Raw genomic sequence first — 25,159 nt, 5'->3', positions numbered from 1 at the left:
CCCAACAACTTCTGGAGATTGAACATGCAATTCACCCGTCCCCTCGCCCTCGTGGGCACCGTGGTTCTGGCTGCTTCGCTGGCTGCTTGCGGCCACAGCCGCCCTGCACCTGCTCCGCAATACTCCGGCGGTTATTCGAGTGGCTACCAGACGGCGCCTGCCTATCCGCAGAATCAGGCAGGCACCGAATATGGTCGCGTGTCCAACATCGAAGTCCTGCAGGGCCGCAGCCAAGGCCAGACCACCGGCACTGGTGCCGTTCTGGGCGCGGTGGTGGGCGGCGTTCTGGGCAACCAGGTGGGCAAGGGCACGGGTCGTGCTGCAGCCACCGCTGTAGGCGTGTTGGGTGGCGCGGTGGCTGGCAACGCCATCGAAGGGCGCAACAACCAGGAATATGTGCAGGGATACCGGTTGTCCGTGCAGCTCGACCAGGGGGGGTATCGCGTGTACGACGTGAGCAGCCCGGGTGACCTGCGCATCGGCGATCGCGTGCGTCTGTACAACGGTCAGATTTCGCGCATGTGACCTGACGCACTGCCCTCACAAACGGGTGCTCCGAGTTTCCTCGGGGCGCCCGTTGTGCTTTTGGTGGGACTTAGTGCAGCAACGAGCTGCCTGGCGCCTGGGGCTGAACGCGGAAGAAGCCGGTTCCTGCCGTGCCACGTCCAATCTCCTCTTCAGTGGCCTCGCGCACGGCCTCCACAGTCAGTTGCAGGCGCAGCGCGATGCCAGCCAGCGGATGGTTGCCGTCGAGCACGATATGTTCTGGGTAGATCTCGGCCACGGTGTACAGGGCCGTGCGGGGGGCATCGGGGTTGCAGCCCTCGGGCAGTGCCATGCCGTCGAAGGTCATGCCTTCTTCAATTTCGGCGGGGAAGAGTGCGCGGGGTTCCAGAAACAGCAATTGGTCGTTGAAGTCACCGAAAGCGTCCTCGGGTTCGAGGTGCAGCGCCAGCGAGGCACCGGGGCCATGGCCTTGCAGGGCCTCTTCGATGCGGGGCAGAAGATCATCACCGCCCACCAGAAACTCCACGGGTTCATCGAGTACGTCGAGTTCTTCGCCCAGGGTGTCTTTCAGGGTCCAGGTCAGTGCGACCACACATTGTTGGGTAATTTCCATAGGAGAATTGTCGCAGTTTGACCAACGGCCCCGCAAAAGGGCAACACTTTCCCCATGGACATCCAGCAACCCCTGGCCCTGCTCGGCGGCCTCACTCCCGCGCAATTCATGCGCCGCCACTGGCAGAAGAAGCCTCTGTTGGTGCGCCAGGCCATCCCACAGTTTGCGCCGCCGGTGTTGCGGGCCGAGCTGTTTGCGCTGGCGGGGCAGGAGGGCGTGGAGTCCCGCCTGGTGCAACAGGTCAAAGGCGCCTGGAAACTGCGCCATGGGCCCTTCAACCGCCGGGCACTGCCCGCGTTGCAGCAGCCGGACTGGACGCTGCTTGTACAGGGCGTGGACTTGCACAACGACGCGGTGCATGCACTGATGCAGCAGTTTCGCTTTGTGCCCGAGGCGCGGCTGGATGACCTCATGATCAGCTACGCCAGCAATGGCGGTGGCGTAGGGCCCCATTTCGACAGTTATGACGTCTTTTTGCTTCAGGCGCACGGCAAGCGGCGCTGGCGCATCGGGCGCCAAAAGGATCTGTCGCTGCGCGACGGCATTCCTCTGAAGGTGCTGGCCCAGTTCGAGCCTGAGGAGGAGTTTGTGCTGGAGCCGGGTGACATGCTGTACCTGCCCCCGCGTTATGCCCACGACGGTATCGCCGAAGGCGAGTGCATGACCTACTCCATTGGTTTTCGCGCTCCAGCCCGCGCCGAGCTGGCGCAAGAACTGCTGGTGCGTCTGGCGGAAGATGCCGGGGAGGACGACCACCCGTTGCTGTACCGCGATGCCGGACAGGACGCGGTGGCGCAGCCGGCGCATATTCCTGCAGGGCTGCAGGACTTTGCGCGTGAGGCGCTGTCGCGCGCGCTGGCCCAGCCCCTGGTGCTGGAACGCGCGCTGGGCGAGTACCTGACCGAGCCCAAGCCCAGCGTGTGGTTTGAGCCTGGCGACCCCAAGGTGATGCTGGAAGGGGTGCGGCTGGACCGCAAGAGCCGCATGATGTACGACACACAGCACATCTTCATCAACGGCGAAAGCTACCGCGCAGCGGGGCGCGACGCCACGCTGATGCGGCGCCTGGCCGATGAGCGCCAACTGTCGGCACGCGATCTGGCACGGGCCAGCGACGACGCGCTGGAGCTGCTTTCGTCGTGGTGCGATGCGGGCTGGGCCCATGCCTTGGCCGGCTGAGACTGACCAGGAGCCAGTGATGACCGACACAGCAACCCCCTCCGCCGAGCCTTTGCGTGACTTGCCCAGTGGGCGATTCAGCGGGCGTGAGGCGTTTCAGCAACTGGTGCGCGACGCCATTGCAACGGCGGCGCGGGATGGCTGGCAGGAAATTTTTATCAGCGATGCCCACTTTCATGACTGGCCCTTGGGCGAGCGTGCTGTGGTCGAGTGCTTGCAGGACTGGGCCCGCAGCGGCAGGCGCTTCACCATGCTGGCCTGCAGCTACGACGACGTGATCCGCCGCCATGCCCGCTTTGTGCGCTGGCGCGGCACCTGGGACCACATCATCACCTGCCGCCGCAGCCCGACCGCCGACCCGCTGGACCTGCCGAGCGCGCTGTGGTCGCCGCAATGGGTGCTGCACCGGCTCGATCCCGAGCGCTGCGTGGGGGTTACGGGCAGCGAGCCCGACCGCCGGGTATTGCTGCGTGAGTCACTCAACGAGTGGGTGCGCAGCAAGAGTGCGCCAGGCTTTCCCTCGACCACACTGGGGTTGTAGCCACAGGCTCCATCGGGGTTGCGCCCGTTGGAGGGACACCACGCGGCGGGCTCGCCCGGCGAGATACTGCGCAAAGTCAAGCTGGCGTAAAGCTTTCGTCAGTGTTAGTCAGTATTGACTAAATACCAATATAATCTGCGGCTGTGCCCAAAAAGGTGCAACCAAGTGCATTGTGCCAATGCGTGCATGGGCTCAGGAAGCCTGACGCCGTGGCTTTTCAAGATTCTGTCTGTCCAAATAGGAAAATCGAAATGAAGAACTCTCTCGTTCTGGCCGCCCTGATCGCTGCTGCTGCACTCGCCGCTTGTGGCAAGAAGGAAGAACCCGCTCCAGCACCCGCTCCTGTGGAAGCTCCTGCCGCAGCACCTGCTCCCGCCGCCGAGCCAGCAGCTCCTGCCGCTTCCGACGCTGCTGCTCCTGCCGCCGCTGCACCTGCTGCTGACGCTTCTGCTCCTGCCGCTGACGCTGCCAAGGCTGCTGCTGACGCTGCTGCCACCGCCGCTACCGGCGCTTCCGCAGCCAAGTAAATCGCTGCAGGCTCTGGGCTGACCTCAAGGTCGGCCTGTGCCACGGCCCCGCACCGCAAGGTCCGGGGCTTTTTTTATGCCCTTCGCCAGGGTGAGACATTTATGGACACCCGGTCCGAGCCATCAAGGGTTGACGTCGAGCCAATCAGTGCCCTCGGTTGGGCTGGCGACCTGGATATCCTCGTCCGCCCAACCCAGCGCGGCGGCGAGCGATTGGCGGGCGAGTGCGGGGAGGTTGTTTTGCGCACTCAGATGCGCTGCCACTACGCACCGCAGGCTGTCGTGCTGCACCGCACGCAGAATCTCCGCCGTCGCCGGGTTGGCCAGGTGGCCGTACAGCCCGCCTACGCGGCGTTTCAGGAAGGGTGGGTAGCGGGACGCGGCCAGCATGTCGGGGTCGTGATTGGCCTCGATCAACAGGGCGTGGCATCCCTGCAGCTGCTGCAGCACATGGGGGCTGGCGTGGCCCAGGTCGGTCAGCACGCCCAGGTGTGCGGCGCCGTCGGAGCACCGCAGCTGCAGCGGCTCCCGGGCATCGTGGGGCACGGTGAAGGGGCGGGCTTCGAACGCGCCCATGTCAATCGCTTCCATGTCGTGCGCCACCCGCAGCAAGCCGTCCAAGTCTGGCGCACCGAGGGCCGCGTACGTGCCCTCGCTCATCCACACGGGAATGCGAAAACGCAGCGCCACGGTCTGGGCACAGCCGATGTGGTCCGAGTGTTCGTGGGTGATGAAGAGGGCGTCCAGGTCTTCCACCTGCAACTGCGCTCGCGCCAGACGGGCTTGCAGCTGCCGGATGCCGAGCCCGCAGTCGATCAGGAGGCGGCGAACCTGGCTGCCACTGCGGCCTTCGACGACCGTGGCATTGCCGGTGCTGCCGCTGCCCAGGTTCTTGAATCGAAGCATGGCGGAGCGAAAGGATGGGTTTGTGGCGGCCCAAAAAACCAGAGCCACCGTCCGCCAGAAGGCGGAGGGGGCTCCAGAGGTGTGGGTGGCGGCCTGCGGCCGGCTCTTATTTCAGATCGTCAGCAATCACGCGCACGATGCGCTCGGCATTGGCCGAGGACTCGGGGGCACCAGCCTCATTGAGCACCGACACGGTGGTCGACTCACCCTGGCTGCGCACCACGATGCGGTACTTGAGCGGAGGTGTTGCGGAGGTGGAGCTGAACAGCTTGCTGAAGAAGCCGGGCTCTTTCTTCACGGTGTCCGGAGCCACGTAGCGCACGAAGTACGTGCCCTCATTGCGGTTGCGGTCTTCCACGGTGAAGCCAGTGCGGTCCAGGGCCAGGCCCACCCGGCGCCAGGACCGGTCAAAGCCCTCGTCCAGCTGGACCACCGGCACGTTGTTGACCGTGGCCATGCGGGCGGCCTGGGCACGCGCCGCGGGTGCAGCGGCCACTGCCTTGGATTGTTCCTGACTGACGCCCAGCTTGACCATCAGGCGGCGCAGGAATTCGGTTTCGAGTTCCGGGTCGGACGGGCGGGGCTGCCAGACGGTGCTGTCCTTGGTGACGTTGCCATAGACCTCGACCATCCCGCGGTGGGTGATGTAGATCTCGGTACTGCCATTGGCATTGCGTTCCAGCCGGGTGCGGAACTTGTCCCGTTCGCCGGTCGAGTACAGGGACTCCATCAGCTTGCCGATGGTGGACCGGATGAAATCCTGGGGCAGTTTGGCGCGGTTCTCTGCCCAGTCGGTTTCCATGATGCCAACGTTGGCCTCGGACTGGGCCAGCGTGAAGCCGCTTTCCAGCCAGAAGTCGCGCACGGGCTCCCACAGCTTGTCGGCGGGGCGATTGACCACCAGCCAGCGCTGGCTGCCGTCTCGTTCGATCCGCACGTCGCCCAGCGACAGGGCCGCCGCGTTGGCGTTGCCCGATGGCTGCGCGGCCTGGCCTGCCTGCATGGCAGCGGCAGACACCGAGCCACCCGGCATGGCGTAGCGCGAGTCGCGTGACAGCTGGGTGAGGTCCGGGGGGACTTCCAGTGACGAGCCCTTGGCGGCGCTCTTGTAGTCGATCTTGTCGCCCTCCAGAATGCTGGTGGAGCAGGCGGACAGGGCCATGACAAGAGCCAGCAGGCTCAGGCGGGTGGTAGCAGCTTTCACGCGGAAATCCTTGGGAAGTGTCTCTGAGAGCGGGCGCAAAGCCCGGATTAGATCAGGCCGCTGGTGCGCAGTGCCGACTCGACCACAGCCTCGTTGCTGCTGGCCAGGGGCGTCATGGGCAGGCGCATGGTGCCACCACACAGGCCCATGCGGGACATGGCCCACTTGACCGGGATGGGGTTGGCTTCGACAAACAGGTGCTTGTGCACCGGCATCAGCTGAAACTGGATCTGCATGGCGCGTTGCACGTTGCCGGCCAGTGCCGCCACGCACAGCTCGTGCATCAGGCGCGGGGCCACGTTGGCCGTCACGCTGATGTTGCCGTGGCCGCCGCACAGCATCAGGGCGACGGCGGTCGGGTCGTCGCCCGAGTACACGCCAAAGCCCTTGGGCACGTCACGGATGAGCCACTGGGCACGCTCGATGTTGCCGGTGGCTTCCTTGATGCCGATCACGCCGGGCACCTGGGCCAGGCGCAGCACGGTGTCGTGCTGCATATCGGCCACCGAGCGGCCGGGCACGTTGTACAGCACGATGGGCAGGTCGCCAGTGGCTTCTGCAATCGCCTTGAAATGCTGGTACTGGCCCTCTTGGGTGGGCTTGTTGTAGTAGGGCACGACCTGCAGCTGGCTGTCGGCACCCACGCCGCGCGCGAACTTGGCCAGCTCAATGGCCTCGGCGGTGGAGTTGGCGCCGCAGCCGGCCATGATGGGCACGCGCTTGGCAGACTGTTCCACGGCCACGCGGATGATTTCGCAGTGTTCTTCGACGTTCACCGTGGGGGACTCGCCCGTGGTGCCCACCACGCCGATGCAATCAGTGCCTTCGGCGATGTGCCAGTCGATCAGTTTGCGCAAGGTGGGGTAGTCCACGCTACCGTCCTCGTGCATGGGAGTGACGAGGGCGACGATGCTGCCGGTGAGTGGCACGGAAGAAGAAGTCATGTCCGCAGTGGTAAACGGTAAAAGGGCATTCTAACTAGCCCCGGTAGACAAAAGATGTCGTGAGGGTCCACCCGCCTGCGGGAGTTCCCGTACGGCCGTGATGCGTTGCACGAAACGCGCGGGTTCGTCGATGAAGCCGTCCTCATAAGCCACCACGCGCAGGTCCTGGCATGCCTGCAGCAGTTCGCCGTGCGCGAGCAGGAACTCCGCCCGCGCCGGGCGCCCCACGGTTTCGTTGCCCTGGGCGAACGTTTCGTAGAACAGCACCCCGCCCGGCGCCACGCTGGCCACGATGGTGGGCAGCAAGGGGCGCCACAGGTAGTTGGTGACAACCACGCCGCCAAACTGGCGGCCTGCAAAAGGCCAGGGGCCGTTTTCGATGTCAGCCTGCACCAGCTCGCCCAGCCCTTCGCAGGCGGCCAGCGCCTCGGCGGACCGGTCCACGCCGACCACGGTGTGCCCCAGTTTCCGCAGATGGCGCAGGTGGCGCCCTGCGCCGCAGGCTACGTCCAGCACGGTGCTGTGGGGGGCGATCAGGTGGCTCCAGCGCCACACCCATTCCGAAGGGGCTTCTGTACCGTGCATACCGTGCATGAACTATAAAAATGATAGCTGCCTGCGCATGATCCACTAGCGCTTGCGGCCAAAAACGCTTGAAAATCCCGCCAAGGGTGTCAAAAACACGCCCACATCTGGTCTGCCAGCAGCACCATGAATTCGGGCACGGTGTACAAGCCAAACACCACCAGGCACAGCATCACGGCCACGGCACCGCCCAGCCAGCGCAGGGCGCGCGGCGCGGGTTTGCGGGGCGGGGTGGTGTCGCTCATGCAGGGGGTCAAACAGGTCAGGCGGGTTGTGGGGTGTGGCGCGCGATCGGGCTTTCCTTGACTGGCAGGTTCACCAGCCCGGCAAAAATGCCCAGGCCGATCGCGATGTACCAGACGATATCGTAGCTGCCAGTGGCGTCATACAGATAGCCGCCCAACCAGACGCCCAGGAAGCTGCCGATCTGGTGGCTGAAGAACACAAAGCCGCCCAGCATGGACAGGTGCTGCACCCCGAAGATTTGTGCAATGGTGGCGTTGGTGGGCGGCACAGTGGACAGCCACAGCGCGCCCATCACCGCCGAGAACACGTACACCGACAGCGGCGACAGCGGTACCAGCAAAAAGATGCTGATCGCCACCGCGCGGGCAAAGTAGATGAAAGCGAGGATGTGGCGCTTGGGCATGCGCTGGCCCAGGGTGCCCGCGATGTAGGTGCCAAACACATTGAACAGTCCGATCAGCGCCAGCGCATAGCTGGCCACCTGGGGCGACAGGCCATGGTCCTTGAGGTAGCTGGGCATGTGCACGCCAATGAACACTACCTGAAAGCCGCACACAAAGTAACCGGCCATCAGCAGGTTGAAGCTGGGGTAGCGGAAGGCCTCGCCCAGCGCCTGCGCAATGGTCTGCTCGCGCATGACCGGGGCCGCACCCTTGAAGCCCGGCTCCCGCAGGCCAAAGGCCAGCGGCACGATCAGCAGCACCGCCATCGACAGCACCAGCAAGGCCTGCTGCCAGCCCAGGCCTGCAATCAGCCAGCCTTCGACCGGCACCATCAGGAACTGCCCGAACGAACCCGCCGCCGCTGCCACGCCCATGGCCCATGAGCGTTTTTCGGGCGCAATCTGCCGCCCCAGCACACCATAGATCACCGCATAGGTGGTGCCCGCCTGCGCCGCGCCAATCAGCACACCGGCCGTCAGCGCAAACAGCGTGGGCGTGGGCGACAGCGCCATGCCCGCCAGGCCCAGGGCATACAGGGCTGCACCGCCGAGCAGCACGCGGAAGGCCCCAAACCGGTCGGCCGCCATGCCCGCAAAAATCCCGATCACGCCCCAGGACAGGTTCTGGATGGCGATGGCCAGGGCGAACGACTGGCGCGTCCAGCCCATTTCCTGGGTGATGGGCAGAAGCCACAGCCCGAACCCGTGGCGGGTGCCCATGGACAGGGTCACGATGGCCGCGCCGCACGCCAGCACCTGGAACATGGATAGTTTGGGAGGATTCATATGCATGCGCAGGAATGTAGCCAGATTGGGCGAAACGCGCTGATACACCCGCGACCAATACAGTTGGCGGTGGGGGCGGCAGAAAATGCAGCGCTTGGCGCAGCGGTTTGAAGGGCTGGTTATTTATCCAGCTATTGCTGCGGTGCCGCACTACAATCCGCCCCATGGCAGCCAAACCCTCTTCTGTTTCCGCGAGCGAATACTCCGAAGGCTCAATCCGCGTGCTCAAGGGCCTGGAGCCCGTCAAGCAGCGCCCGGGCATGTACACCCGCACCGACAACCCCCTGCACATCATCCAGGAGGTGCTGGACAACGCCGCCGACGAGGCCCTCGCCGGCCACGGCAAGAAGATCCGCGTCACGCTGCACGCCGATGGCTCGGTCAGTGTGGAGGACGACGGCCGGGGCATCCCGTTTGGCCTGCACCCGGAAGAAAATGCGCCGGTGATCGAGCTGGTCTTCACCCGCCTGCATGCGGGTGGCAAGTTCGACAAAGGCAAGGGCGGTGCCTACAGCTTCTCGGGCGGCCTGCACGGCGTGGGCGTGTCGGTCACCAACGCCCTGGCCACCCGGCTGGAGGCCACCAGCTACCGCGAAGGCAAGGCGGCGCGCCTGGTGTTCTCCGCTGGCGACGTGATCGAGCCTTTGGTCGCCCGCCCGCTGGAGGCGGGCGAGCGCAAGCAGGGCACCTCGGTGCGCGTGTGGCCCGACGCCAAGTATTTCGAATCCAGTGCCCTGCCCATGGGCGAGCTGACCCATCTGCTGCGCAGCAAGGCCGTGCTCATGCCCGGCGTGACGGTGCAACTGGTCAACGAAAAAACCCGCGACACGCAGACCTGGCAGTACAAGGGCGGCCTGCGGGACTACCTGATGCAGACGCTCACCGGCGACCCGGTCATCCCGCTGTTTGAAGGCGAGGGTTTTGCCGACAGCGGCAACGAGAGCTTTGCCGAGGGCGAAGGGGCGGCCTGGGCGGTGGCCTTTACCGAAGACGGCCAGCCCATGCGCGAGAGCTACGTCAACCTGATCCCCACCAGCGCGGGCGGCACCCACGAAAGTGGCCTGCGCGACGGCCTGTTCAACGCGGTCAAGAGCTTTATCGAGCTGCACAGCCTGTTGCCCAAGGGCGTGAAGCTGCTGCCCGAGGACGTGTTTGCGCGCGCCAGCTATGTGCTCTCGGCCAAGGTGCTCGACCCGCAGTTCCAGGGCCAGATCAAGGAGCGCCTGAACTCGCGCGACGCGGTGCGCCTGGTCAGCGGCTTCGTACGCCCGGCGCTGGAGCTGTGGCTGAACCAGCACGTTGATTACGGCAAGAAGCTGGCCGAGCTGGCCATCAAGGCCGCGCAGACGCGCCAGAAGGCCGGGCAGAAGGTTGAAAAGCGCAAGGGCTCGGGCGTGGCTGTGCTGCCGGGCAAGCTCACCGACTGTGAAAGCCGCGACATCGCCCACAACGAGGTCTTCCTGGTGGAGGGCGATTCGGCCGGTGGCAGCGCCAAGATGGGCCGCGACAAGGAAAGCCAGGCCATCCTGCCGCTGCGCGGCAAGGTGCTCAACACCTGGGAGGTGGAGCGCGACCGCCTGTTTGCCAACAACGAAATCCACGACATCTCGGTAGCGATTGGCGTGGACCCGCATGGCCCCAACGATACGCCGGACCTGAGCGGTCTGCGCTACGGCAAGATCTGCATCCTGTCAGATGCCGACGTGGACGGATCGCACATCCAGGTGCTGCTGCTCACGCTGTTCTTCCGCCACTTCCCCAAGCTCATCGAGACCGGCCACATCTATGTGGCGCGCCCACCGCTGTTTCGCGTGGATGTGCCTGCGCGCGGCAAGAAGCCTGCGGCCAAGATGTATGCGCTGGACGATGGGGAGCTGACGGCCATCCTCGACAAATGCGCCAAGGATGGTGTGGCACGCGAGAAGTGCCAGATCAGCCGCTTCAAGGGCCTGGGCGAGATGAACGCCGAGCAGCTGTGGGAAACCACGCTCAACCCCGACACCCGCCGCTTGCTGCCCGTACAGCTGGGAGACGTGGACTTTGCCGCCACCGAAGGCCTCATCACCAAGCTCATGGGCAAGGGCGAAGCCGCTGCGCGCCGCGAGCTGATGGAACTGCATGGCGATGCGGTCGAGATCGATATCTGACCGAGGGCTGTCCGACAGGTCTGCCATGAGAAATCCAAACAAGAATGGCGTCGTGCGCTGGTGCTTATTGGGTTGTTTGCTCTGTTTTTTGCAGCAAACGGCCCATGCAGACCTGTGGGCGCATGTGGATGAGCGCGGCGTGACGCACTTTGCGTCCGAGCAGGTCGATGCGCGCTACCAGCTGTTTTTTCGGGGCAACGACTTCGACTCCACCCGCGATGCACCGGCCAATGCATCGCCCATGCCCTATGCGCTTCCCGTAGCGGGTGCGCGTCTGCTGGCGTTTTTTGACATTGCGCCGGACTACAAGCGCGTCAAGCACCACCTGCGCGCTGCGTCCAGCCAACATGGTGTGGACTACGAGCTGCTGCAGGCCGTGATCGCCACCGAATCCGGCTTTGACGCCGCCGCCGTGTCGCCCAAAGGCGCCGTGGGCCTGATGCAGGTCATGCCCGCCACGGCCAGCCGTTTTGGTGTGAATGCGGACAAGAAGCGCTCGGTCGAGCAAAAGCTCGCCGACCCCGCCGTGAACGTGCCCACCGGCACCCGTTACCTGCGCTACCTGCTGGACCTGTTCCCTGGCCGCATGGACCTGGCCGTGGCCGCCTATAACGCCGGCGAAGGCGCGGTGCAAAAGGCGGGCAACCAGATACCGGCCTTCAGGGAAACCCAGAACTATGTGCGCACCGTGCTGGGCCTGTATGCCCAGCTCAAGCCCCCGGCGCCGGTGCTGGCCCAGCGTGCGCTGCCCGGTCGCGTGCGCATGGAGCTGTCGGGCGGCGCGCAGAACCGGGGCAACCTGCCGCCCACCCGCGTGGCGCAGACACCCCCCGCTCCCCAGAACGTGAATCCAGAAACTGTACCCAACGAATGAGCGACCAACCCACTCTCGATTTCACCACCGCAGGCGATGACGGGGGCGACTCCCTGGGCCTGGCGGGCTATGCCCAGCGTGCCTACCTGGAGTACGCACTGTCGGTCGTCAAGGGCCGCGCGCTGCCCGACGTGTGCGACGGCCTCAAGCCCGTGCAGCGGCGCATTCTGTATTCGATGGACCGCATGGGCCTGGGCTACAGCGGCCCCACGCGCAACACGGCCGCCAAACCGGTCAAGAGCGCCCGCGTGGTGGGCGATGTGCTGGGCCGCTTCCACCCGCATGGCGATCAGTCGGCCTATGACGCGCTCGTGCGCATGGCGCAGGACTTTGCCCAGCGCTACCCGCTGATCGACGGCCAGGGCAACTTCGGCAGCCGCGACGGCGACGGCGCTGCGGCCATGCGCTACACCGAGGCCCGCCTGTCGCGCATCACCAGCCTGCTGCTGGATGAGATCGACGAAGGCACGGTCGATTTCATGCCCAACTACGACGGCAGCACGGAGGAGCCGCGCCAGTTGCCCGCGCGCTTGCCGTTCGCGTTGCTCAATGGCGCCAGCGGCATTGCCGTGGGCCTGGCCACCGAAATCCCCAGCCATAACCTGCGCGAGATTGCAGACGCCTGCATTGCGCTCATCAAGACGCCCTCGCTGAGCCAGGAAGACCTGCTCGCGCTGGTGCCCGGCCCGGACTACCCCGGCGGCGGCCAGATCATCAGCAGCGCGGGCGACATTGCCGATGCCTACCGCACCGGCCGTGGCAGCCTCAAGGTGCGCGCGCGCTGGAAGATCGAAGACATGGCGCGTGGCCAGTGGCAGCTGGTGGTGAACGAGTTGCCGCCCGGCGTGAGCACGCAAAAGGTGCTCGAAGAGATCGAGGAAATCACCAACCCCAAGGTCAAGGCCGGCAAAAAGGCGCTCTCGCAAGACCAGACCCAGCTCAAGGCCAGCATGCTGGCTGTGCTGGATGTGGTGCGCGACGAATCGAGCAAAGACGCGCCCGTGCGCCTGGTGTTCGAGCCCAAGACGGGCAAGACCCCGCAGCAGGAGCTGATCACCGCCCTGTTGGCCCACACCAGCCTGGAAACCTCGGCCCCCATCAACCTCACCATGGTGGGGCTCGATGGCAAGCCCGTGCAGAAGTCGCTGCGTGTGATGCTGGAAGAGTGGATTGCCTTCCGCCAGACCACCATCACCCGCCGAAGCCAGCACCGGCTGGACAAGGTGCTGGACCGCATCCACATCCTCGAAGGGCGGCAGACCGTGCTGCTCAACATCGACGAGGTGATCGCGATCATCCGTGCGGCCGAGGAGCCCAAGGCCGCGCTGATTGAGCGCTTCAACCTCAGCGATCGACAGGCCGAAGACATCCTTGAAATTCGCCTGCGCCAGCTTGCGCGGCTCGAAGCCATCAAGATCGAGCAGGAACTGAAAGAACTGCGCGAAAGCCAGGGCAAGCTCGAAGACATCCTGAACAACCCCGGCTCGCTGCGCCGCACCATGGTCAAGGAGATCGAGGCGGACGCGAAGACCTTTGCCGACGCACGCCGCACCCTCATCCAGGCCGAGAAAAAGGCCGTGGCCGAGGTGAAGGTGGTGGACGAGCCTGTGACCGTGGTCGTCTCGCAAAAAGGCTGGGTGCGCGCACGCACCGGCCATGGCCACGAGGCCGCCAGCTTTGCCTTCAAGGCAGGTGATGGGCTGTACGGCACGTTCGAGTGCCGCACGGTCGACACCCTGCTGGCCTTTGGCAGCAATGGCCGCGTTTACTCGGTGGCCGTGTCGCTGCTGCCCGGTGCGCGTGGCGACGGCCAGCCGGTGACCACGCTCATCGAACTGGAATCGGGCACGCAACTGCTGCACTACTTTGCGGGGCCAGCCAACGCCACGCTGCTGTTGTCCAACTCGGGCGGCTACGGCTTTCTGGCAGCGGTGGAAAACATGGTCTCGCGCCAAAAGGGCGGCAAGGCCTTCCTCACCCTGGGCGAGGGCGAAACCGTGTGTGTGCCATCACACGCTGCGGGCACCACGGGCAGCAAACCGGTGCTGCCGGCCACGCACGTGGCCTGCGCGTCCACGGGCGGGCGCATCCTGACCTTCGAGATCACCGAGCTGAAAACCATGGCCAATGGCGGCCGGGGGCTGATGCTGATCGACCTGGAAGACAAGGACCAGCTGGCAGGCGCGGCGGCCTACACGCGCAGCATTCGCCTCGATGGTGTGGGCCGGGGCGGCAAGCAGCGTGACGAGACGCTGGAGATCCGCAGCCTGAACAACGCCCGTGCCGCGCGCGGCCGCAAGGGCAAGGCAGCAGACCTGGGCTTCAAGCCCACGACAGTGACGCGCGTCGAGTAAGGACAGCTCACACGACGCCTCCGGCGTTGTTGCCGCGTCCTGCAGCCACACCCGTACTGCAGCATTGCCTGCGGCGCAGCGCTCGGCCGGGGCCGTATCGCTGCGTTTTTTCGCCGCTTCAATCGTCGCCGCTGCCAGTGGAGCGGGGTGCGCAAAACGGGTTTGCCGCACCCGGCGGCTTTGGCGGCGCCTCCGATCGTGCTTGGGGATGACCCTCATGCGGCCGCTCCTGGTTTGTGCAATTGTCGGAAAGCGAGCAACATCTCGTGACAAACACACTCCAGGAGACCTCCATGCCTAAACAATTGAGGATGGCCCACAAGCTGTGGCTGGCTGTGATTCTGATCGTGGTCATGCTGGTCGCCGTGGTGGGGTTTGCGGCCTACCGCTCGGCAAAAGTGCAAGCCCAGGCCGATGCCGTGAGCAAGGACATGGAGGCGCGGGTGCAGGCTGCCCTGCGCTGGTCGGGGTTGACCGAAACCAATGCAGCGCGCACCCAGGCGCTGATCGTGAGCAACGACCCAGCGGTGGAAGCCGAGTTCAAGGACGTCATTGCTGCCACGTCGGCCCAGATCAGCGAGGTGCAGAAGTCGCTCGAATCCATGGCCTTGTCCGACGCCGACAAGGCACAGATGAACAAGATTGCGGCCGCCCGCAAGACCATGATCGATCTGCGTGGCGAGGCCCGCAAGCTCAAGAGTGACGGTCAGCAAGATCAGGCCGTGACGCTGATCAACCAGAAGTACAACCCCTCCGTGGCGGCCTACCTCGCTGCTCTGCGCGAGTTTGTGGCCCAACTGCAGAAGAACGCCGCAGAGACGCAGGTGGCGATGGCGGCCGAACGCATGCTCACCGTCAAGATCGCCGCGGTGGCCGTGGGCCTGCTGCTGCTGGCCATCATCGTGGGGGCGTATTACCTGATTGGCAGCATCCAGCGGCCCTTGGCCCAGGCCAATGGACTGGCCGAACGCATTGCGGGTGGCGACCTGAGCCTGCAGGAGGCTGTCACGCGCAGCGACGAGTTTGGCGATCTGTTGCGCTCGCTCTATGCCATGAGCAATGCGCTGGGGCGCATGGTGCACCAGGTGCGCCAAAGCACGGACAGCATTGCCATCGCCAGCGCAGAGATCGCGACCGGCAACCAGGACCTGTCGGCCCGCACAGAACAGACCTCCAGCAACCTGCAGGAGACGGCCGCCGCGATGGAGGAGTTCACCAGCACCATCCAGCAAAGCGCGGGCAGCGCCCAGCAGGCCAGCAGCCTGGCAGCGGGTGCCACCGGCGTGGCGCGCCGGGGCGGCGAGGTGGTGACCCAGGTGGTGGCCACCATGGAGGACATCAACCACAGCAGCAAGAAGATCGCAGACATCATTGGCGTGATCGACGGCATTGCGTTCCAGACCAACATCCTGGCGCTCAATGCGGCGGTGGAGGCCGCGCGTGCCGGCGAGCAAGGCCGGGGCTTTGCCGTGGTGGCGAGTGAGGTGCGCAGCCTGGCCCAGCGCAGTGCCGAGGCGGCCAAGGAGATCAAGCAGCTCATCAGCGCGTCGGTGGAGAAGGTGGAGACCGGCTCGCGCCTGGTGTCCGATGCGGGCACGACCATGACCGACATCGTGCAGTCGGTGCAGCGCGTGACCGACATGATCGGCGAGATCACCGCCGCATCGTCCGAGCAGAGCGCGGGGGTGTCGCAGGTCAACAAGGCGATCAGCAACCTCGACCAGATGACCCAGCAGAACGCCGCCCTGGTGGAAGAAAGCGCTGCGGCAGCACAAAGCCTGCGCGAGCAGGCCGATCACCTGGCGCGCGAGGTGTCCATGTTCAAGGTCAACGCCGCCAGCTACGGGCCTGCACAGGCCGCCATTGGGGTCGCGCGCGGCGCGGCCAGGGCGACAACCACCATGCCCGCCACCCGCAACAAGCCCGCAGCGCCCGCCACTGCGGGCGGTACCCCTGCAGCCCGCATCAGCGCTGCGAGTGCCCCGGCGGCACTGGCGAAATCGCCTTCATCATCGCCAGGCGTGAAGCAAGGAGCCAAGCACGGTGCCACGGCCGGGGCGGAAGAGGACTGGGAATCTTTCTGACACGCTGAGGTGGGTGCCCCCGGCTGCCGCAGGCCCAGGCGGCGGACCCTGCACTGCACAGGCAACAAAAAACCCATGGCAGTGATGCCATGGGTTTTTTGTTGGGGCGCGCGGTCTGTCAGGCCAGTTCGGCGATCAGTTCAATCTCCACGCACGCGCCCATGGGGATCTGAGCCACGCCGAAGGCGCTGCGGGCGTGCACGCCCTTCTCGCCAAACACCTGGCCCAGCAGTTCGCTGGCGCCATTGGTCACCAGGTGCTGCTCGGTGAAGTCGCCTGTGGAGTTCACCAGGCTCATGACCTTGACGATGCGTTTGACACGGTTCAGGTCGCCGCCGCAGGCGGCTTGCAGCGTGCCCATCAGGTCGATGGCCACAGCACGCGCAGCCTGCTTGCCTTCTTCGGTGCCGATGTCGCGGCCGAACTGTGCAGCCCAGGGCTTGCCGTCCTTGCGAGCGATGTGGCCGCTCAGGAACACCAGGTTGCCCGTCTGCACATAGGGCACGTACGCGGCGGCGGGCACCGACACGGGGGGCAGGGTGATGTTGAGTTCTTTCAGCTTGTCGTAAACGCTCATGGTGGTCCTCGTTAGGAAGTGTGGGTGGATAGACGAGAGCGGTCTGGTGCGCAGGCCGCCGAGCGCGGTAAGTGTTACACAGCACCCCACCCTCGCGCCGACGTGGCAGGCCCTGGCGGCGCATTAGCATCAGCGCATGTCCGCCATAAGCGCCTCTAATGCCACGCCGCTGTCCGCCACAGGCCGGGGCGTGGAGGGGCCATTGCCCCCGCGTCCGTGGCTGCTGCCCGCTGTGTTGCTGGGCGTGGTGGCCGGGGCTGCGCTGCAGCTGCAGCAGCCCACGCTGTGGTCCGCTGCGGCCTATGGGTGGCTGTTGGGGGCTGGTCTGCTGCTGGGCGGTGGTGCGGTGGCCGCCGCGCGGCGGCGCCCAGGGCTTCGCTGGGCTCGCAGTGCCATCGCCATGGCGCCCTGGCTGATGTTGCTGGCGGGGGCGCTGGCCATGGCGGGAGGCACCGGCCTGCGGGCCCTGGCCTACCAGGCGCAGGCATTGCCGGCAGCGTTGGAGGGCAAGGACCTGCGCATCACCGGCGTGGTGGCCGCCATGTCGCAGATCAACGAGGCGGGCACCCGCTGGCGCATGGTGGTGGAGGGAGCGACGCTGCAAGGCGCGCCGGTGTCCTTGCCGCCCCTGGTGGATGTGGCCTGGTATGGCGGCGCTTTCGGCGGTGCGGGCGAGGTGCTGGACCTGCAGCGCCAGCCCGCCCCGGTGCGTGCGGGCGAGCGGTGGCAGATCACCGTGCGCCTGAAGGCGCCCCATGGCCTGCGCAACCCGCATGGCTTTGACTACGAACTGTGGATGTGGGAGCAGGGACTGCAGGCCACGGGTTACGTGCGCGCTGGCCCCAAGGACGAGCCGCCGGTGCGTGTGGCCGCCACCTGGCAGTACCCGGTGGAGCAGTTGCGCCAGCGTGTGCGGGACGCCATCCTGGAGCGCCTGGTATTCGGGCAGGATGGCTCGGGCAATGACATCGCCGACCCCACCCGCACGCGCACGGCGGGCGTGGTGGCGGCGCTGGTCACCGGCGACCAGCGTGCCATTGACCGTGCAGACTGGGATGTGTTCCGTGCCACCGGGGTGGCCCACCTCATGAGCATTTCGGGTCTCCACATCACGCTGTTCGCCTGGCTGGCGGCGCTGGTGGTGCGGGCGTTGTGGCGGCGCTCGCCCCGGTTGAGCCTGGCGGTGCCTGCGCAATCCGCTGCACTGGTGTCGGGTGTGCTGCTGGCCGCTGCCTACGCCCTGTTCAGCGGCTGGGGCGTGCCCGCGCAGCGCACCGTGACCATGCTGGCCATCGTGGGGCTGCTGCAGCTGAGCGGGCGCCGCTGGCCCTGGCCCCAGGTGTGGCTGCTGGCCTGTGGGGCCGTGGTGGTGCTGGACCCCTGGGCGCTGGCACAGGCAGGTTTCTGGCTGAGCTTTGTGGCTGTGGGGGTGCTATTTGCTACTAATCCAATAGCTACAGGGGCAGGTAGCACTAGCGCTACAGGCCATTTTTATGCTTTGGTGCGCGAGCAGTGGGTGGTCACGCTGGCGCTCACGCCCCTGGGCTTGCTGCTGTTTGGCCAGGTGTCGCTGGTGGGTTTTGTCGCCAACCTGGTGGCCATCCCCTGGGTGACGCTGGTGGTCACGCCGCTGGCGCTGGGGGGCGTGTTGTGGGCGCCGCTGTGGAGTGCGGCGGCACTCAGCCTGCAGCCGTTCACCGCGTTGCTGCAGTGGCTGGCGCAGTGGCCCTGGGCCGCTGTGTTTTTGCCTGCCGCGCCGCTGTGGGCGGGCGTGGCGGCGGTGGCTGGGGGCGCGCTCTTGGCCATGCGCCTGCCCTGGCGCCTGCGTTTGCTGGCGTTGCCCCTGCTGCTGCCGGTGTTGTGGTGGCAGCCTGCGCGGCCGGCCGCAGGGCAGTTGGAACTGCTGGCCGCCGACATCGGCCAGGGCAATGCCGTGCTGGTGCGCACGGCCACGCACACCCTGCTGTATGACGCGGGGCCGCGCTTCAGCCGCGAGAGCGATGCGGGCCACCGCGTGCTGGTGCCGCTGCTGCGGGCGCTGGGGGAGCAGGTGGATGTGCTCATGCTCAGCCACCGCGATGCCGACCACACAGGCGGTGCAGCGGCCGTGCTGGCCCAGCAGCCACGCGCTGAACTGACCGGCTCCATCGAAGCCGAGCACGCCCTGCAGCGCTTGCGCCCCAGCAGGCCCTGCCTGGCAGGTCAGCGCTGGGAGTGGGATGGCGTGGCTTTCGAGGTGCTGCATCCGCTGCCCGGTGACGACGCCCCTGTGGCGGCCAAGGCCCCGCGTCCCAATGCACTCAGCTGCGTGCTGCGCATCACGGCCGCCGGGCCCGAGGGCGGGACGGCCCTGCTGGTGGGCGACATCGAGGCACCGCAGGAGCAAGCCTTGCTGGCGCGCAGCGCGCCCTTTCGGGCCGACCTGCTGCTGGTGCCGCACCACGGCAGCAAGACCTCGTCGTCCGCGGCTTTTCTGGAGGCTGTCCAGCCGCGCACCGCTTTGGTGCAGGCTGGTTATCGCAACCGCTTTGGTCATCCGGCGCCGGATGTGCTGCAGCGCTACCGTGCGCGCCAGATTGCGGTGGTGGAATCGTCGCGCTGCGGGGCCGCCCGCTGGTCCTCGTCGCAGCCTGGTCAGGTGGCCTGCGAACGCGACACCGGCGAGCGCTATTGGCAGCACCGCATGGTGCCACGGGACGACTGATTCGGGGCCGATGGCGCAGCGCCGCCAGGGGTGTTGGGCGGGGGTGGGCTCACAACTTGCTATCCTGATCGCAGGAGGCCCGTTCATGCAGAAATTTGACGAGATGTACGCCATGCTGCCGTTTGATGGCAGCGACGTGCGGGAACACTACAAGCGCTATGCGCAGTGGTTGAGCAAACAGCCCCCTGACGTGATGCAGGCCCGCAGGGCCGAAGCCGAGATGATCTTCCGGCGCGTGGGCATCACCTTCGCCGTCTACGGCGCCAAGGATGAAGGCGGCGCAGGCAACGAGCGGTTGATCCCGTTCGACCTGATCCCCCGCATCATCCCTGCCCACGAGTGGGCCAGCATGCAGCAGGGGCTGGTGCAGCGTGTCACGGCGCTCAACCGTTTCATCCACGACGTCTACCACGGCCAGGACATCATCCGCGCCGGCATCGTGCCCGCCGACCTCATCCTGAACAACGCGCAATACCGCCCCGAGATGGCCGGCGTGCATGTGCCGCAGGACATCTACGCGCACATCGCAGGCATCGACATCGTGCGCGCCCCTGATGCCCAGGGCAATGGTGAGTACTACGTGCTCGAAGACAACCTGCGCGTGCCCAGCGGTGTGAGCTACATGCTCGAAAACCGCAAGATGATGATGCGGCTGTTCCCCGAGCTGTTCAGCCTGCACAAGGTGGCGCCGGTGGCCCACTACCCCGACATGCTGCTCGAAACCCTGCGCGCCAGCGCCCCCGCCACGGCGGATGAGCCCACGGTGGTGGTACTCACGCCCGGCATGCACAACAGTGCGTACTTCGAGCACGCCTTCCTGGCCCAGCAGATGGGTGTGGAGCTGGTGGAGGGCCAGGACCTGGTGGTCAAGGACAAGTTCGTGTACATGCGCACCACACGCGGCCTGCAGCGGGTGGACGTGATCTATCGCCGCGTGGACGATGACTTCCTCGACCCCCAAGTCTTCCGCCGCAATTCCACCCTGGGCTGCTACGGCCTGATGGAGGCTTACCGCGCGGGCAACGTGGGCATCTGCAACGCTGTGGGCACGGGCGTGGCGGACGACAAGTCCGTCTACCCCTATGTGCCGGAGATGATCCGCTTCTACCTGGGCGAGGAGCCCATCCTGAAGAACGTGCCCACCTGGATGTGCCGCAAGCAGGACGACCTGCAGCACGTGCTGGCCAACCTCAAGGACCTGGTGGTGAAGGAGGTGCACGGCGCGGGCGGCTACGGCATGCTCATCGGCCCTGCCGCTACGCAGGCCGAGATCGAGGACTTTCGCCGCGCGTTGCTGGCCAACCCGGCGGGCTACATCGCGCAGCCCACGCTCAGCCTGTCAAGCTGCCCCACCTATGTGGAAAGCGGCATTGCCCCGCGCCACATCGACCTGCGTCCCTTTGTGCTCAGCGGCCGCGAGGTGCAGATGGCCGCCGGCGGCCTCACGCGCGTGGCGCTGCAAGAGGGCTCGCTGGTGGTGAATTCGTCGCAGGGCGGCGGCACCAAGGACACCTGGGTGTTGGGCGAGGGTACGCCCGCAGCGCAACCCAAGGCCGTGCAATCCCAGTCGCAATCCCAGTCGCAATCGCAGGGACAAGGTCAGTCGCAAAGTCAATCGCAAGGGAGCCTCTGAACATGCTGAGCCGCACCGCCGACCATCTGTTCTGGATGTCCCGCTACACCGAGCGGGCTGAAAACGCCGCCGAATGCGGGGTTTCACCACAACACAGCCAGCGTGCGCAGCACGCGCGGGGTTCTCTGCCCGGGGAGGAAAAATGCTGAGCCGCACCGCCGACCATCTGTTCTGGATGTCCCGATATACAGAGCGGGCAGAGAACACAGCAAGAATGCTCAATGTGAGCTACGAGACCTCCCTGTTGCCCCAGGCTGCCGATGTGGCGCAAAAAGGCTGGGAGGGCCTGCTGTCCATCAGCGAGCTGATCCCTGCCTACACCGCCAAGCATGGTGAAGTGACGCCCGCCAACGTGCTGGAGTTCATGGTGCACGACGGCAACAACCCGTCGTCCATCCTGTCGTGCCTGCGCGCCGCACGCGAGAACGCGCGGGCCGTGCGCGGTGCGCTCACCACCGAGGTGTGGGAGACGCAGAACCAGACCTGGCTGGAACTGCACCGGCAACTGGAAGGCGGCGCGTTTGAGCGCGACCCAGGCCAGTTCTTTGAATGGGTGAAGTACCGCTCGCACCTCTCACGCGGCGTGGTGCTGGGCACCATGCTGCAGGACGAGGCGTTTCACTTCTTGCGCATGGGCACCTTCCTGGAGCGCGCGGACAACACCGCGCGCCTGCTGGATGTGAAGTTCCACGCGGTCAAGAACGACTTCTTTGGCCGCCCCAGTGACCGCAACCAGGAAAGCGACTTCTACCACTGGAGCGCCATCTTGCGCAGCGTGTCGGCGTTCGAGGTGTACCGCAAGGTCTACCGCGACGTGATCACGCCGGGCCGCGTGGCCGACCTGCTGATCCTGAGCCGCGACATGCCGCGCTCGCTGCACGCGTGCCTGCGCGAGGTGGTGGACAACCTGGCCGTGCTGGCCAACGGGCAGTCTGCCGAGACCAGCCGCAGGGCAGGGCGCCTGCTGGCCGACCTGCAGTACGGCCGCATCGACGAGATCCTGGCGACCGGGCTGCACGCGTTCCTCACGCAGTTCCTGGACCGGGTGAACGACCTGGGTGGCGGCATCAGCCGCGATTTTCTGGTGACGTCCGGCGATTGAAAACCAGCAGGGCGGCGCCATGCCAGGCCAGCCCTGCTGCGTAGGGAATGAGCGGTGCCCAGGGAGAGTCCAGCCAGGCCCTTGCCTGGGGGCTGCTGAACCACGCTAACCAGGCGGGCAGGGTTGCACCCCATGGTGCGTGCAGGTGGGCCTGCAGTAGGCCACAGGCGGTAAGCCCCAGGCCCACCAGCGTGCCCACCGCGATGCCGTAGGCCACCGGCAGCTTGCGGCGGCCCGCCATCGCCATGAAGACTGCACTGAAGAACACCCCCAGAAACACGGTGGCCAGCCAGGCCACCGGCCACCAGCCTGCATCACCGGCTCCAGACCGGGCCACCAGCAGCGCGTTGAAACCACCCATGGCGCCCAGCGCCAGCAGCGGTACCAGAAAGTTGTGATACCGCGCGCTCAGCTGTGCCGAATGCGCTGCCTTATTGGGCGTTGTTGCGGTATGGCTGCGCGCATCGCTGGTCATTCTTGCGCGTTGCGCCGCTGGTCCCGCAGCATGAAGAGGTAGAGGCTTTCGACCTTCTCGCGCGCCCAGGGGGTCTTGCGCAGGAACTTGAGGCTGGAGCCCACGCTGGGGTCGATCTGGAAGCAGCGGATGGGAATCTGCCGCCCCAGCTCATCCCAGCCAAAGTAGTCGGCCAGGCCCACCACCATGGCTTCGAGTGTCACGCCGTGCAGGGGGTTGCGCGGCTGGGTGGGCTTGTTGGCCGGTGGGGCGGGTGGCGGGGTCTCTGGAGTGCTCATGGCTCCAAGCATACAGACTGGGAGCGTGAACACGCCCTGAGAGCAATCCTGTCGTGTGCATGGGGAGTGAACCCCACCACCGCCACCACAGAACCGATTCAGGGGGCGTCAGGCTTTGCGCTGCAGATGGGCCTCGCGCTGGAACAGCTCGGCCGCCCAGTCCACAAACGCGCGCACCTTGGCGCTCAGGTGGCGGTTGGGCGGGTACACCACATACACGGGCAGCAGGGGTTGGGTCCAGTCCGGCAGCAGTTGCACCAGGGCTCCGCTGGCGAGGTAGCGCTGGGCTTGCCAGCTGGTGATCTGGCCAATGCCCAGCCCCGCCACGATGGAGGTCACGTAGGCGTTGGCCTCGTTCACGCTCAGCTGGTAGGGGCCGGTGATGTCGATGGACTCATCGCCCCGGCGAAACTCGAGCGGATAGTGCCGCCCGCTTTGGGGCGAGAAGTAGATCACACTGGCGTGTTTCTCCTCGATCTCCAGCGGGTGCGTGGGTGTGCCCTTGCGCTCCAGGTAGGCGGGTGCGGCGACGGTGATGAACTCCAGGTTGCCAATGCGGCGCGCCACCAGTGACTGGTCGCTCAGCTCGCCCCCCCGGATCACGCAGTCCACGTTGTCCCCGATCAGATCCACCGTGCGGTCGCTCACACCCAGGTCCACCTGGATGTCCGGGTAGCGGGCATGAAACTCCGCCAGTTGCGGAATGATGAGCAACTGGGCCACCGACGTGCCCACGTCGATGCGCAGCCGCCCGCGCGGGTTCGCGCGCGCGTTGGTCATGCTGGCCTCGATGTCGTCCAGGTCGGTCAGCAGCCGCACCGTGCGGTCGTAATAGGCCGCGCCATCGGGTGTCACGGTCACGCGGCGGGTGGTGCGGTTGAGCAGCTTCACGCGCAGCCGCTCCTCCAGCGCCTGCACATGCTTGGTCACCGTGGCTTTGGGCAGGCTCAGCGAATCCGCTGCCCGGGTAAACGTGCCGGCCTCCACCACCCGCACGAATATGCGCATGGCCTGTATCTGGTCCATGGCTTCTCCTTGAGTCATCAGCACCCAGATTGGGTGCTGAGGAATTCTCACACGGGCGCCCCGGTTTGATTGTTGAGCTTTTGGAAACAGTGCGGTGGTGTTTGACCTGTTTATCAGAAAGGCCCAAGCCACTACATTTCATCCATCGTCAACCGACCTTCCACCTATCCACCTACCTACTGGGTACCTGCCATGCAGCCCGACCGCCCGTCTTCATCCTCTTTGCCCACGCAGCCCGCTGCGGCGCCCGCCAAGGCGTCCGGGGTGGCTGCGTCCGTCTGCACCGATTCCACCATTGAGGTGGCCCAGGGGCAGGACGTGGAAGTGCGCATGTATGGCCGCAAGAAGACCGGTCAGGCGTCCCCGGTGGTCGTGCACTTCCACGGCGGGGCCTTCATGTCGGGCGATCTGGACAACGGCTGCACGGTGGCTTCTCTGCTGGAGAGTGCCGGGGCCGTGGTGGTGTCGGTCGCGTATCCGCTCACGCCCTTTCCGCAGCCGGTGGACACAGGTTACGGTGTGCTCAAGTGGGTGCACAAGCACCGCACCAAGCTCGGCGGGCAGGGCGCCGCCGTGTACCTGGCGGGCGAAGAGGCCGGTGGCAACCTGGCGGCGGCCGTGGCACTGATGGCGCGTGACCAGTCTCACCCCCCGCTGGCCGGGCAGATCCTGCTGTCGCCCATGCTGGACCCCTGTGTGGGCACCGCGTCGCTGCGCGAGGCCACGGGGGACTCCACGGGCTGCAAGTGGACCGAGGGCTGGCGCAACTTTCTGCGCTGCCCGCGCGATGCCGAGCACCCCTATGCGGTGCCTGCCGGTGCGCAGCGCCTGGCGGGGCTGCCCCCCACGCTGATCCTGGTGGGCGACACCGACCCCATGCACGACGAGGCGCTGGCCTACGCGGCCCGGCTGGAGGCTGCCGGCCTGCCGGTCACGCGCCACGTGTTCTCCAAGAACCCGCAGTGGCCTGATGCCCTGCTGCAGACCGGCCCGCACGAATGTCCGTGTGCGGCGGGAGCGCAGGAGCAGTTCCGGCAGTTCTTTGCCTCCACGCGAAGTCCGGTGCCGTCCTGACGACGGCCCCTGACACCTTCTCACACCCCTGACAGCCGCTGACCTCCACCCGGGTGGAGGCAGAGAAACGCGGGCTCGGCGCGAGCCCCATTCCCTTTTTGCATCTTGATTTCCGGCCTGGCGTGCCGGAGGGGAAACGCTTGCCCGGCGTTGCCCGCTCCGCATGTCCTGGAGCCCACGTTAGCCATTCAAACGACACGGAGGAAAGAACACACCATGCATGCACCCCTGACCCCTTTGGCCTGCGGCCGCTGTCACAGCGCACCTGGCCGCACCGTCTTTTGACGGTGGCACGCAGGCCGCCCCGGTGTTTGTCGCCGGGGTATTGACCTTTCCACCGTGTCATTGCCG

General features: G+C 66.1%; 23 protein-coding genes and 1 pseudogene. 13 read left to right on the top strand and 11 right to left on the bottom strand.

What is annotated here, in order from left to right; genetic code table 11:
- Nucleotides 1-24: 24 nt before the first annotated feature.
- Nucleotides 25-525 (top strand): outer membrane lipoprotein, encoded by a 501-nt coding sequence (locus tag ATF69_RS12350; RefSeq protein ID WP_056061711.1) that lies wholly within the window; start codon nt 25-27, stop codon nt 523-525.
- A 70-nt stretch (nt 526-595) separates the two neighbouring features.
- Here the strand turns inward: ATF69_RS12350 and ATF69_RS12345 are convergent, their stop codons facing one another.
- Nucleotides 596-1,120: an FKBP-type peptidyl-prolyl cis-trans isomerase gene (locus ATF69_RS12345; protein ID WP_146871156.1), complete on the bottom strand. Its 525-nt coding sequence runs from the start codon at nt 1,118-1,120 to the stop codon at nt 596-598.
- A 54-nt stretch (nt 1,121-1,174) separates the two neighbouring features.
- Here ATF69_RS12345 and ATF69_RS12340 point away from each other — a divergent pair, with 54 nt between their 5' ends.
- The 3 genes from ATF69_RS12340 to ATF69_RS12330 all read left to right on the top strand — a co-directional run bounded on the left by ATF69_RS12340 (nt 1,175) and on the right by ATF69_RS12330 (nt 3,367).
- Nucleotides 1,175-2,299 (top strand): cupin domain-containing protein, encoded by a 1,125-nt coding sequence (locus tag ATF69_RS12340; RefSeq protein WP_146871155.1) that lies wholly within the window; start codon nt 1,175-1,177, stop codon nt 2,297-2,299.
- Between the two features lie 19 nt (nt 2,300-2,318).
- Nucleotides 2,319-2,840 carry a hypothetical protein gene (locus ATF69_RS12335; RefSeq protein ID WP_146871154.1) on the top strand — a complete coding sequence of 174 codons (522 nt, stop codon included), beginning with the start codon at nt 2,319-2,321 and terminating at the stop codon, nt 2,838-2,840.
- Nucleotides 2,841-3,091: 251 nt separating this feature from the next.
- Nucleotides 3,092-3,367, top strand: a complete 276-nt coding sequence (locus ATF69_RS12330; RefSeq protein WP_082522412.1) for a hypothetical protein — start codon at nt 3,092-3,094, stop codon at nt 3,365-3,367.
- A 123-nt stretch (nt 3,368-3,490) separates the two neighbouring features.
- Here ATF69_RS12330 and ATF69_RS12325 read toward each other — a convergent pair whose 3' ends face one another.
- The 6 genes from ATF69_RS12325 to ATF69_RS12305 form a co-directional block, all read right to left on the bottom strand.
- Nucleotides 3,491-4,273 (bottom strand): MBL fold metallo-hydrolase, encoded by a 783-nt coding sequence (locus ATF69_RS12325; RefSeq protein WP_146871153.1) that lies wholly within the window; start codon nt 4,271-4,273, stop codon nt 3,491-3,493.
- Between the two features lie 106 nt (nt 4,274-4,379).
- Nucleotides 4,380-5,477, bottom strand: a complete 1,098-nt coding sequence (gene bamC / locus ATF69_RS12320; protein WP_099729773.1) for an outer membrane protein assembly factor BamC — start codon at nt 5,475-5,477, stop codon at nt 4,380-4,382.
- A 47-nt stretch (nt 5,478-5,524) separates the two neighbouring features.
- Nucleotides 5,525-6,421: a 4-hydroxy-tetrahydrodipicolinate synthase gene (dapA, locus tag ATF69_RS12315; protein ID WP_056061726.1), complete on the bottom strand. Its 897-nt coding sequence runs from the start codon at nt 6,419-6,421 to the stop codon at nt 5,525-5,527.
- A 30-nt stretch (nt 6,422-6,451) separates the two neighbouring features.
- Nucleotides 6,452-7,006 (bottom strand): class I SAM-dependent methyltransferase, encoded by a 555-nt coding sequence (locus ATF69_RS12310; protein ID WP_099729774.1) that lies wholly within the window; start codon nt 7,004-7,006, stop codon nt 6,452-6,454.
- An 89-nt stretch (nt 7,007-7,095) separates the two neighbouring features.
- Nucleotides 7,096-7,251: a hypothetical protein gene (locus ATF69_RS23150; RefSeq protein ID WP_167514354.1), complete on the bottom strand. Its 156-nt coding sequence runs from the start codon at nt 7,249-7,251 to the stop codon at nt 7,096-7,098.
- Between the two features lie 17 nt (nt 7,252-7,268).
- Nucleotides 7,269-8,486 carry an MFS transporter gene (locus ATF69_RS12305; RefSeq protein WP_146871152.1) on the bottom strand — a complete coding sequence of 406 codons (1,218 nt, stop codon included), beginning with the start codon at nt 8,484-8,486 and terminating at the stop codon, nt 7,269-7,271.
- 158 nt (nt 8,487-8,644) lie between these two features.
- Here ATF69_RS12305 and ATF69_RS12300 point away from each other — a divergent pair, with 158 nt between their 5' ends.
- The 4 genes from ATF69_RS12300 (at nt 8,645) to ATF69_RS12285 (ending at nt 15,939) form a co-directional block, all read left to right on the top strand.
- Nucleotides 8,645-10,627: a DNA topoisomerase IV subunit B gene (locus ATF69_RS12300; RefSeq protein WP_056061737.1), complete on the top strand. Its 1,983-nt coding sequence runs from the start codon at nt 8,645-8,647 to the stop codon at nt 10,625-10,627.
- Between the two features lie 25 nt (nt 10,628-10,652).
- Nucleotides 10,653-11,501, top strand: coding sequence for a lytic transglycosylase domain-containing protein (locus ATF69_RS12295; RefSeq protein ID WP_146871151.1), 849 nt, complete (start codon nt 10,653-10,655; stop codon nt 11,499-11,501).
- Nucleotides 11,498-13,855, top strand: a complete 2,358-nt coding sequence (parC, locus tag ATF69_RS12290) for a DNA topoisomerase IV subunit A (RefSeq protein WP_146871150.1) — start codon at nt 11,498-11,500, stop codon at nt 13,853-13,855. The genes ATF69_RS12295 and parC overlap by 4 nt, the downstream gene beginning before the upstream one ends.
- Nucleotides 13,856-14,148: 293 nt before the next feature.
- The gene (locus tag ATF69_RS12285) at nt 14,149-15,939 is read left to right on the top strand and encodes a methyl-accepting chemotaxis protein (RefSeq protein ID WP_146871149.1); all 1,791 of its coding nucleotides are present in this window, start codon (nt 14,149-14,151) and stop codon (nt 15,937-15,939) included.
- 118 nt (nt 15,940-16,057) lie between these two features.
- Here the strand turns inward: ATF69_RS12285 and ATF69_RS12280 are convergent, their stop codons facing one another.
- Nucleotides 16,058-16,516, bottom strand: a complete 459-nt coding sequence (locus ATF69_RS12280; protein WP_008906002.1) for a RidA family protein — start codon at nt 16,514-16,516, stop codon at nt 16,058-16,060.
- 136 nt (nt 16,517-16,652) lie between these two features.
- On the opposite strand from ATF69_RS12280, the gene ATF69_RS12275 reads away from it, so the two are divergent.
- From ATF69_RS12275 to ATF69_RS12260, 4 genes and pseudogenes are all read left to right on the top strand, one after another.
- On the top strand, nt 16,653-19,220 hold the full coding sequence (locus tag ATF69_RS12275; protein WP_146871148.1) for a DNA internalization-related competence protein ComEC/Rec2: 2,568 nt from the start codon (nt 16,653-16,655) through the stop codon (nt 19,218-19,220).
- An 85-nt stretch (nt 19,221-19,305) separates the two neighbouring features.
- Nucleotides 19,306-20,853 carry a circularly permuted type 2 ATP-grasp protein gene (locus ATF69_RS12270; protein WP_056743396.1) on the top strand — a complete coding sequence of 516 codons (1,548 nt, stop codon included), beginning with the start codon at nt 19,306-19,308 and terminating at the stop codon, nt 20,851-20,853.
- Nucleotides 20,854-20,855: 2 nt separating this feature from the next.
- Nucleotides 20,856-20,963: pseudogene (locus tag ATF69_RS12265) on the top strand (alpha-E domain-containing protein); the annotation flags it as partial.
- A gap of 32 nt (nt 20,964-20,995) precedes the next feature.
- A complete protein-coding gene (locus ATF69_RS12260; protein ID WP_055400923.1) occupies nt 20,996-21,955 on the top strand; it encodes an alpha-E domain-containing protein in 960 nt (319 codons plus the stop codon).
- On the opposite strand, the gene ATF69_RS12255 is transcribed toward ATF69_RS12260, so the two are convergent.
- From ATF69_RS12255 to ATF69_RS12245, 3 genes are all read right to left on the bottom strand, one after another.
- A complete protein-coding gene (locus ATF69_RS12255) occupies nt 21,921-22,430 on the bottom strand; it encodes a hypothetical protein (protein ID WP_146871146.1) in 510 nt (169 codons plus the stop codon). The two genes, ATF69_RS12260 and ATF69_RS12255, sit on opposite strands and share 35 nt — an antisense overlap.
- Nucleotides 22,427-22,708 (bottom strand): VF530 family protein, encoded by a 282-nt coding sequence (locus ATF69_RS12250; protein ID WP_056061753.1) that lies wholly within the window; start codon nt 22,706-22,708, stop codon nt 22,427-22,429. Before ATF69_RS12250 ends, ATF69_RS12255 begins: the two co-directional genes overlap by 4 nt.
- A 108-nt stretch (nt 22,709-22,816) precedes the next feature.
- Nucleotides 22,817-23,734 carry a LysR family transcriptional regulator gene (locus ATF69_RS12245; protein WP_056061756.1) on the bottom strand — a complete coding sequence of 306 codons (918 nt, stop codon included), beginning with the start codon at nt 23,732-23,734 and terminating at the stop codon, nt 22,817-22,819.
- 192 nt (nt 23,735-23,926) lie between these two features.
- On the opposite strand from ATF69_RS12245, the gene ATF69_RS12240 reads away from it, so the two are divergent.
- The gene (locus tag ATF69_RS12240; protein ID WP_192418796.1) at nt 23,927-24,808 is read left to right on the top strand and encodes an alpha/beta hydrolase; all 882 of its coding nucleotides are present in this window, start codon (nt 23,927-23,929) and stop codon (nt 24,806-24,808) included.
- The last annotated feature ends 351 nt before the right edge of the window (nt 24,809-25,159 follow it).

This window comes from Acidovorax delafieldii (genome assembly GCF_007993815.1).
Classification (GTDB): Bacteria; Pseudomonadota; Gammaproteobacteria; order Burkholderiales; family Burkholderiaceae_C; genus Acidovorax; species Acidovorax delafieldii.
This window is presented reverse-complemented; position numbering and strand designations above follow the sequence as displayed.

Bases quoted from the DNA above. Each gene is read 5' to 3' on its own strand.
- ATF69_RS12350 (WP_056061711.1), top strand. From the start codon at position 25: ATGCAATTCACCCGTCCCCTCGCCCTCGTGGGCACCGTGGTTCTGGCT.
- ATF69_RS12345 (WP_146871156.1), bottom strand. From the start codon at position 1,120: ATGGAAATTACCCAACAATGTGTGGTCGCACTGACCTGGACCCTGAAA.
- ATF69_RS12340 (WP_146871155.1), top strand. From the start codon at position 1,175: ATGGACATCCAGCAACCCCTGGCCCTGCTCGGCGGCCTCACTCCCGCG.
- ATF69_RS12335 (WP_146871154.1), top strand. From the start codon at position 2,319: ATGACCGACACAGCAACCCCCTCCGCCGAGCCTTTGCGTGACTTGCCC.
- ATF69_RS12330 (WP_082522412.1), top strand. From the start codon at position 3,092: ATGAAGAACTCTCTCGTTCTGGCCGCCCTGATCGCTGCTGCTGCACTC.
- ATF69_RS12325 (WP_146871153.1), bottom strand. From the start codon at position 4,273: ATGCTTCGATTCAAGAACCTGGGCAGCGGCAGCACCGGCAATGCCACG.
- dapA (WP_056061726.1), bottom strand. From the start codon at position 6,421: ATGACTTCTTCTTCCGTGCCACTCACCGGCAGCATCGTCGCCCTCGTC.
- ATF69_RS12310 (WP_099729774.1), bottom strand. From the start codon at position 7,006: ATGCACGGTACAGAAGCCCCTTCGGAATGGGTGTGGCGCTGGAGCCAC.
- ATF69_RS23150 (WP_167514354.1), bottom strand. From the start codon at position 7,251: ATGAGCGACACCACCCCGCCCCGCAAACCCGCGCCGCGCGCCCTGCGC.
- ATF69_RS12305 (WP_146871152.1), bottom strand. From the start codon at position 8,486: ATGCATATGAATCCTCCCAAACTATCCATGTTCCAGGTGCTGGCGTGC.
- ATF69_RS12300 (WP_056061737.1), top strand. From the start codon at position 8,645: ATGGCAGCCAAACCCTCTTCTGTTTCCGCGAGCGAATACTCCGAAGGC.
- ATF69_RS12295 (WP_146871151.1), top strand. From the start codon at position 10,653: ATGAGAAATCCAAACAAGAATGGCGTCGTGCGCTGGTGCTTATTGGGT.
- parC (WP_146871150.1), top strand. From the start codon at position 11,498: ATGAGCGACCAACCCACTCTCGATTTCACCACCGCAGGCGATGACGGG.
- ATF69_RS12285 (WP_146871149.1), top strand. From the start codon at position 14,149: ATGCCTAAACAATTGAGGATGGCCCACAAGCTGTGGCTGGCTGTGATT.
- ATF69_RS12280 (WP_008906002.1), bottom strand. From the start codon at position 16,516: ATGAGCGTTTACGACAAGCTGAAAGAACTCAACATCACCCTGCCCCCC.
- ATF69_RS12275 (WP_146871148.1), top strand. From the start codon at position 16,653: ATGTCCGCCATAAGCGCCTCTAATGCCACGCCGCTGTCCGCCACAGGC.
- ATF69_RS12270 (WP_056743396.1), top strand. From the start codon at position 19,306: ATGCAGAAATTTGACGAGATGTACGCCATGCTGCCGTTTGATGGCAGC.
- ATF69_RS12260 (WP_055400923.1), top strand. From the start codon at position 20,996: ATGCTGAGCCGCACCGCCGACCATCTGTTCTGGATGTCCCGATATACA.
- ATF69_RS12255 (WP_146871146.1), bottom strand. From the start codon at position 22,430: ATGACCAGCGATGCGCGCAGCCATACCGCAACAACGCCCAATAAGGCA.
- ATF69_RS12250 (WP_056061753.1), bottom strand. From the start codon at position 22,708: ATGAGCACTCCAGAGACCCCGCCACCCGCCCCACCGGCCAACAAGCCC.
- ATF69_RS12245 (WP_056061756.1), bottom strand. From the start codon at position 23,734: ATGGACCAGATACAGGCCATGCGCATATTCGTGCGGGTGGTGGAGGCC.
- ATF69_RS12240 (WP_192418796.1), top strand. From the start codon at position 23,927: ATGCAGCCCGACCGCCCGTCTTCATCCTCTTTGCCCACGCAGCCCGCT.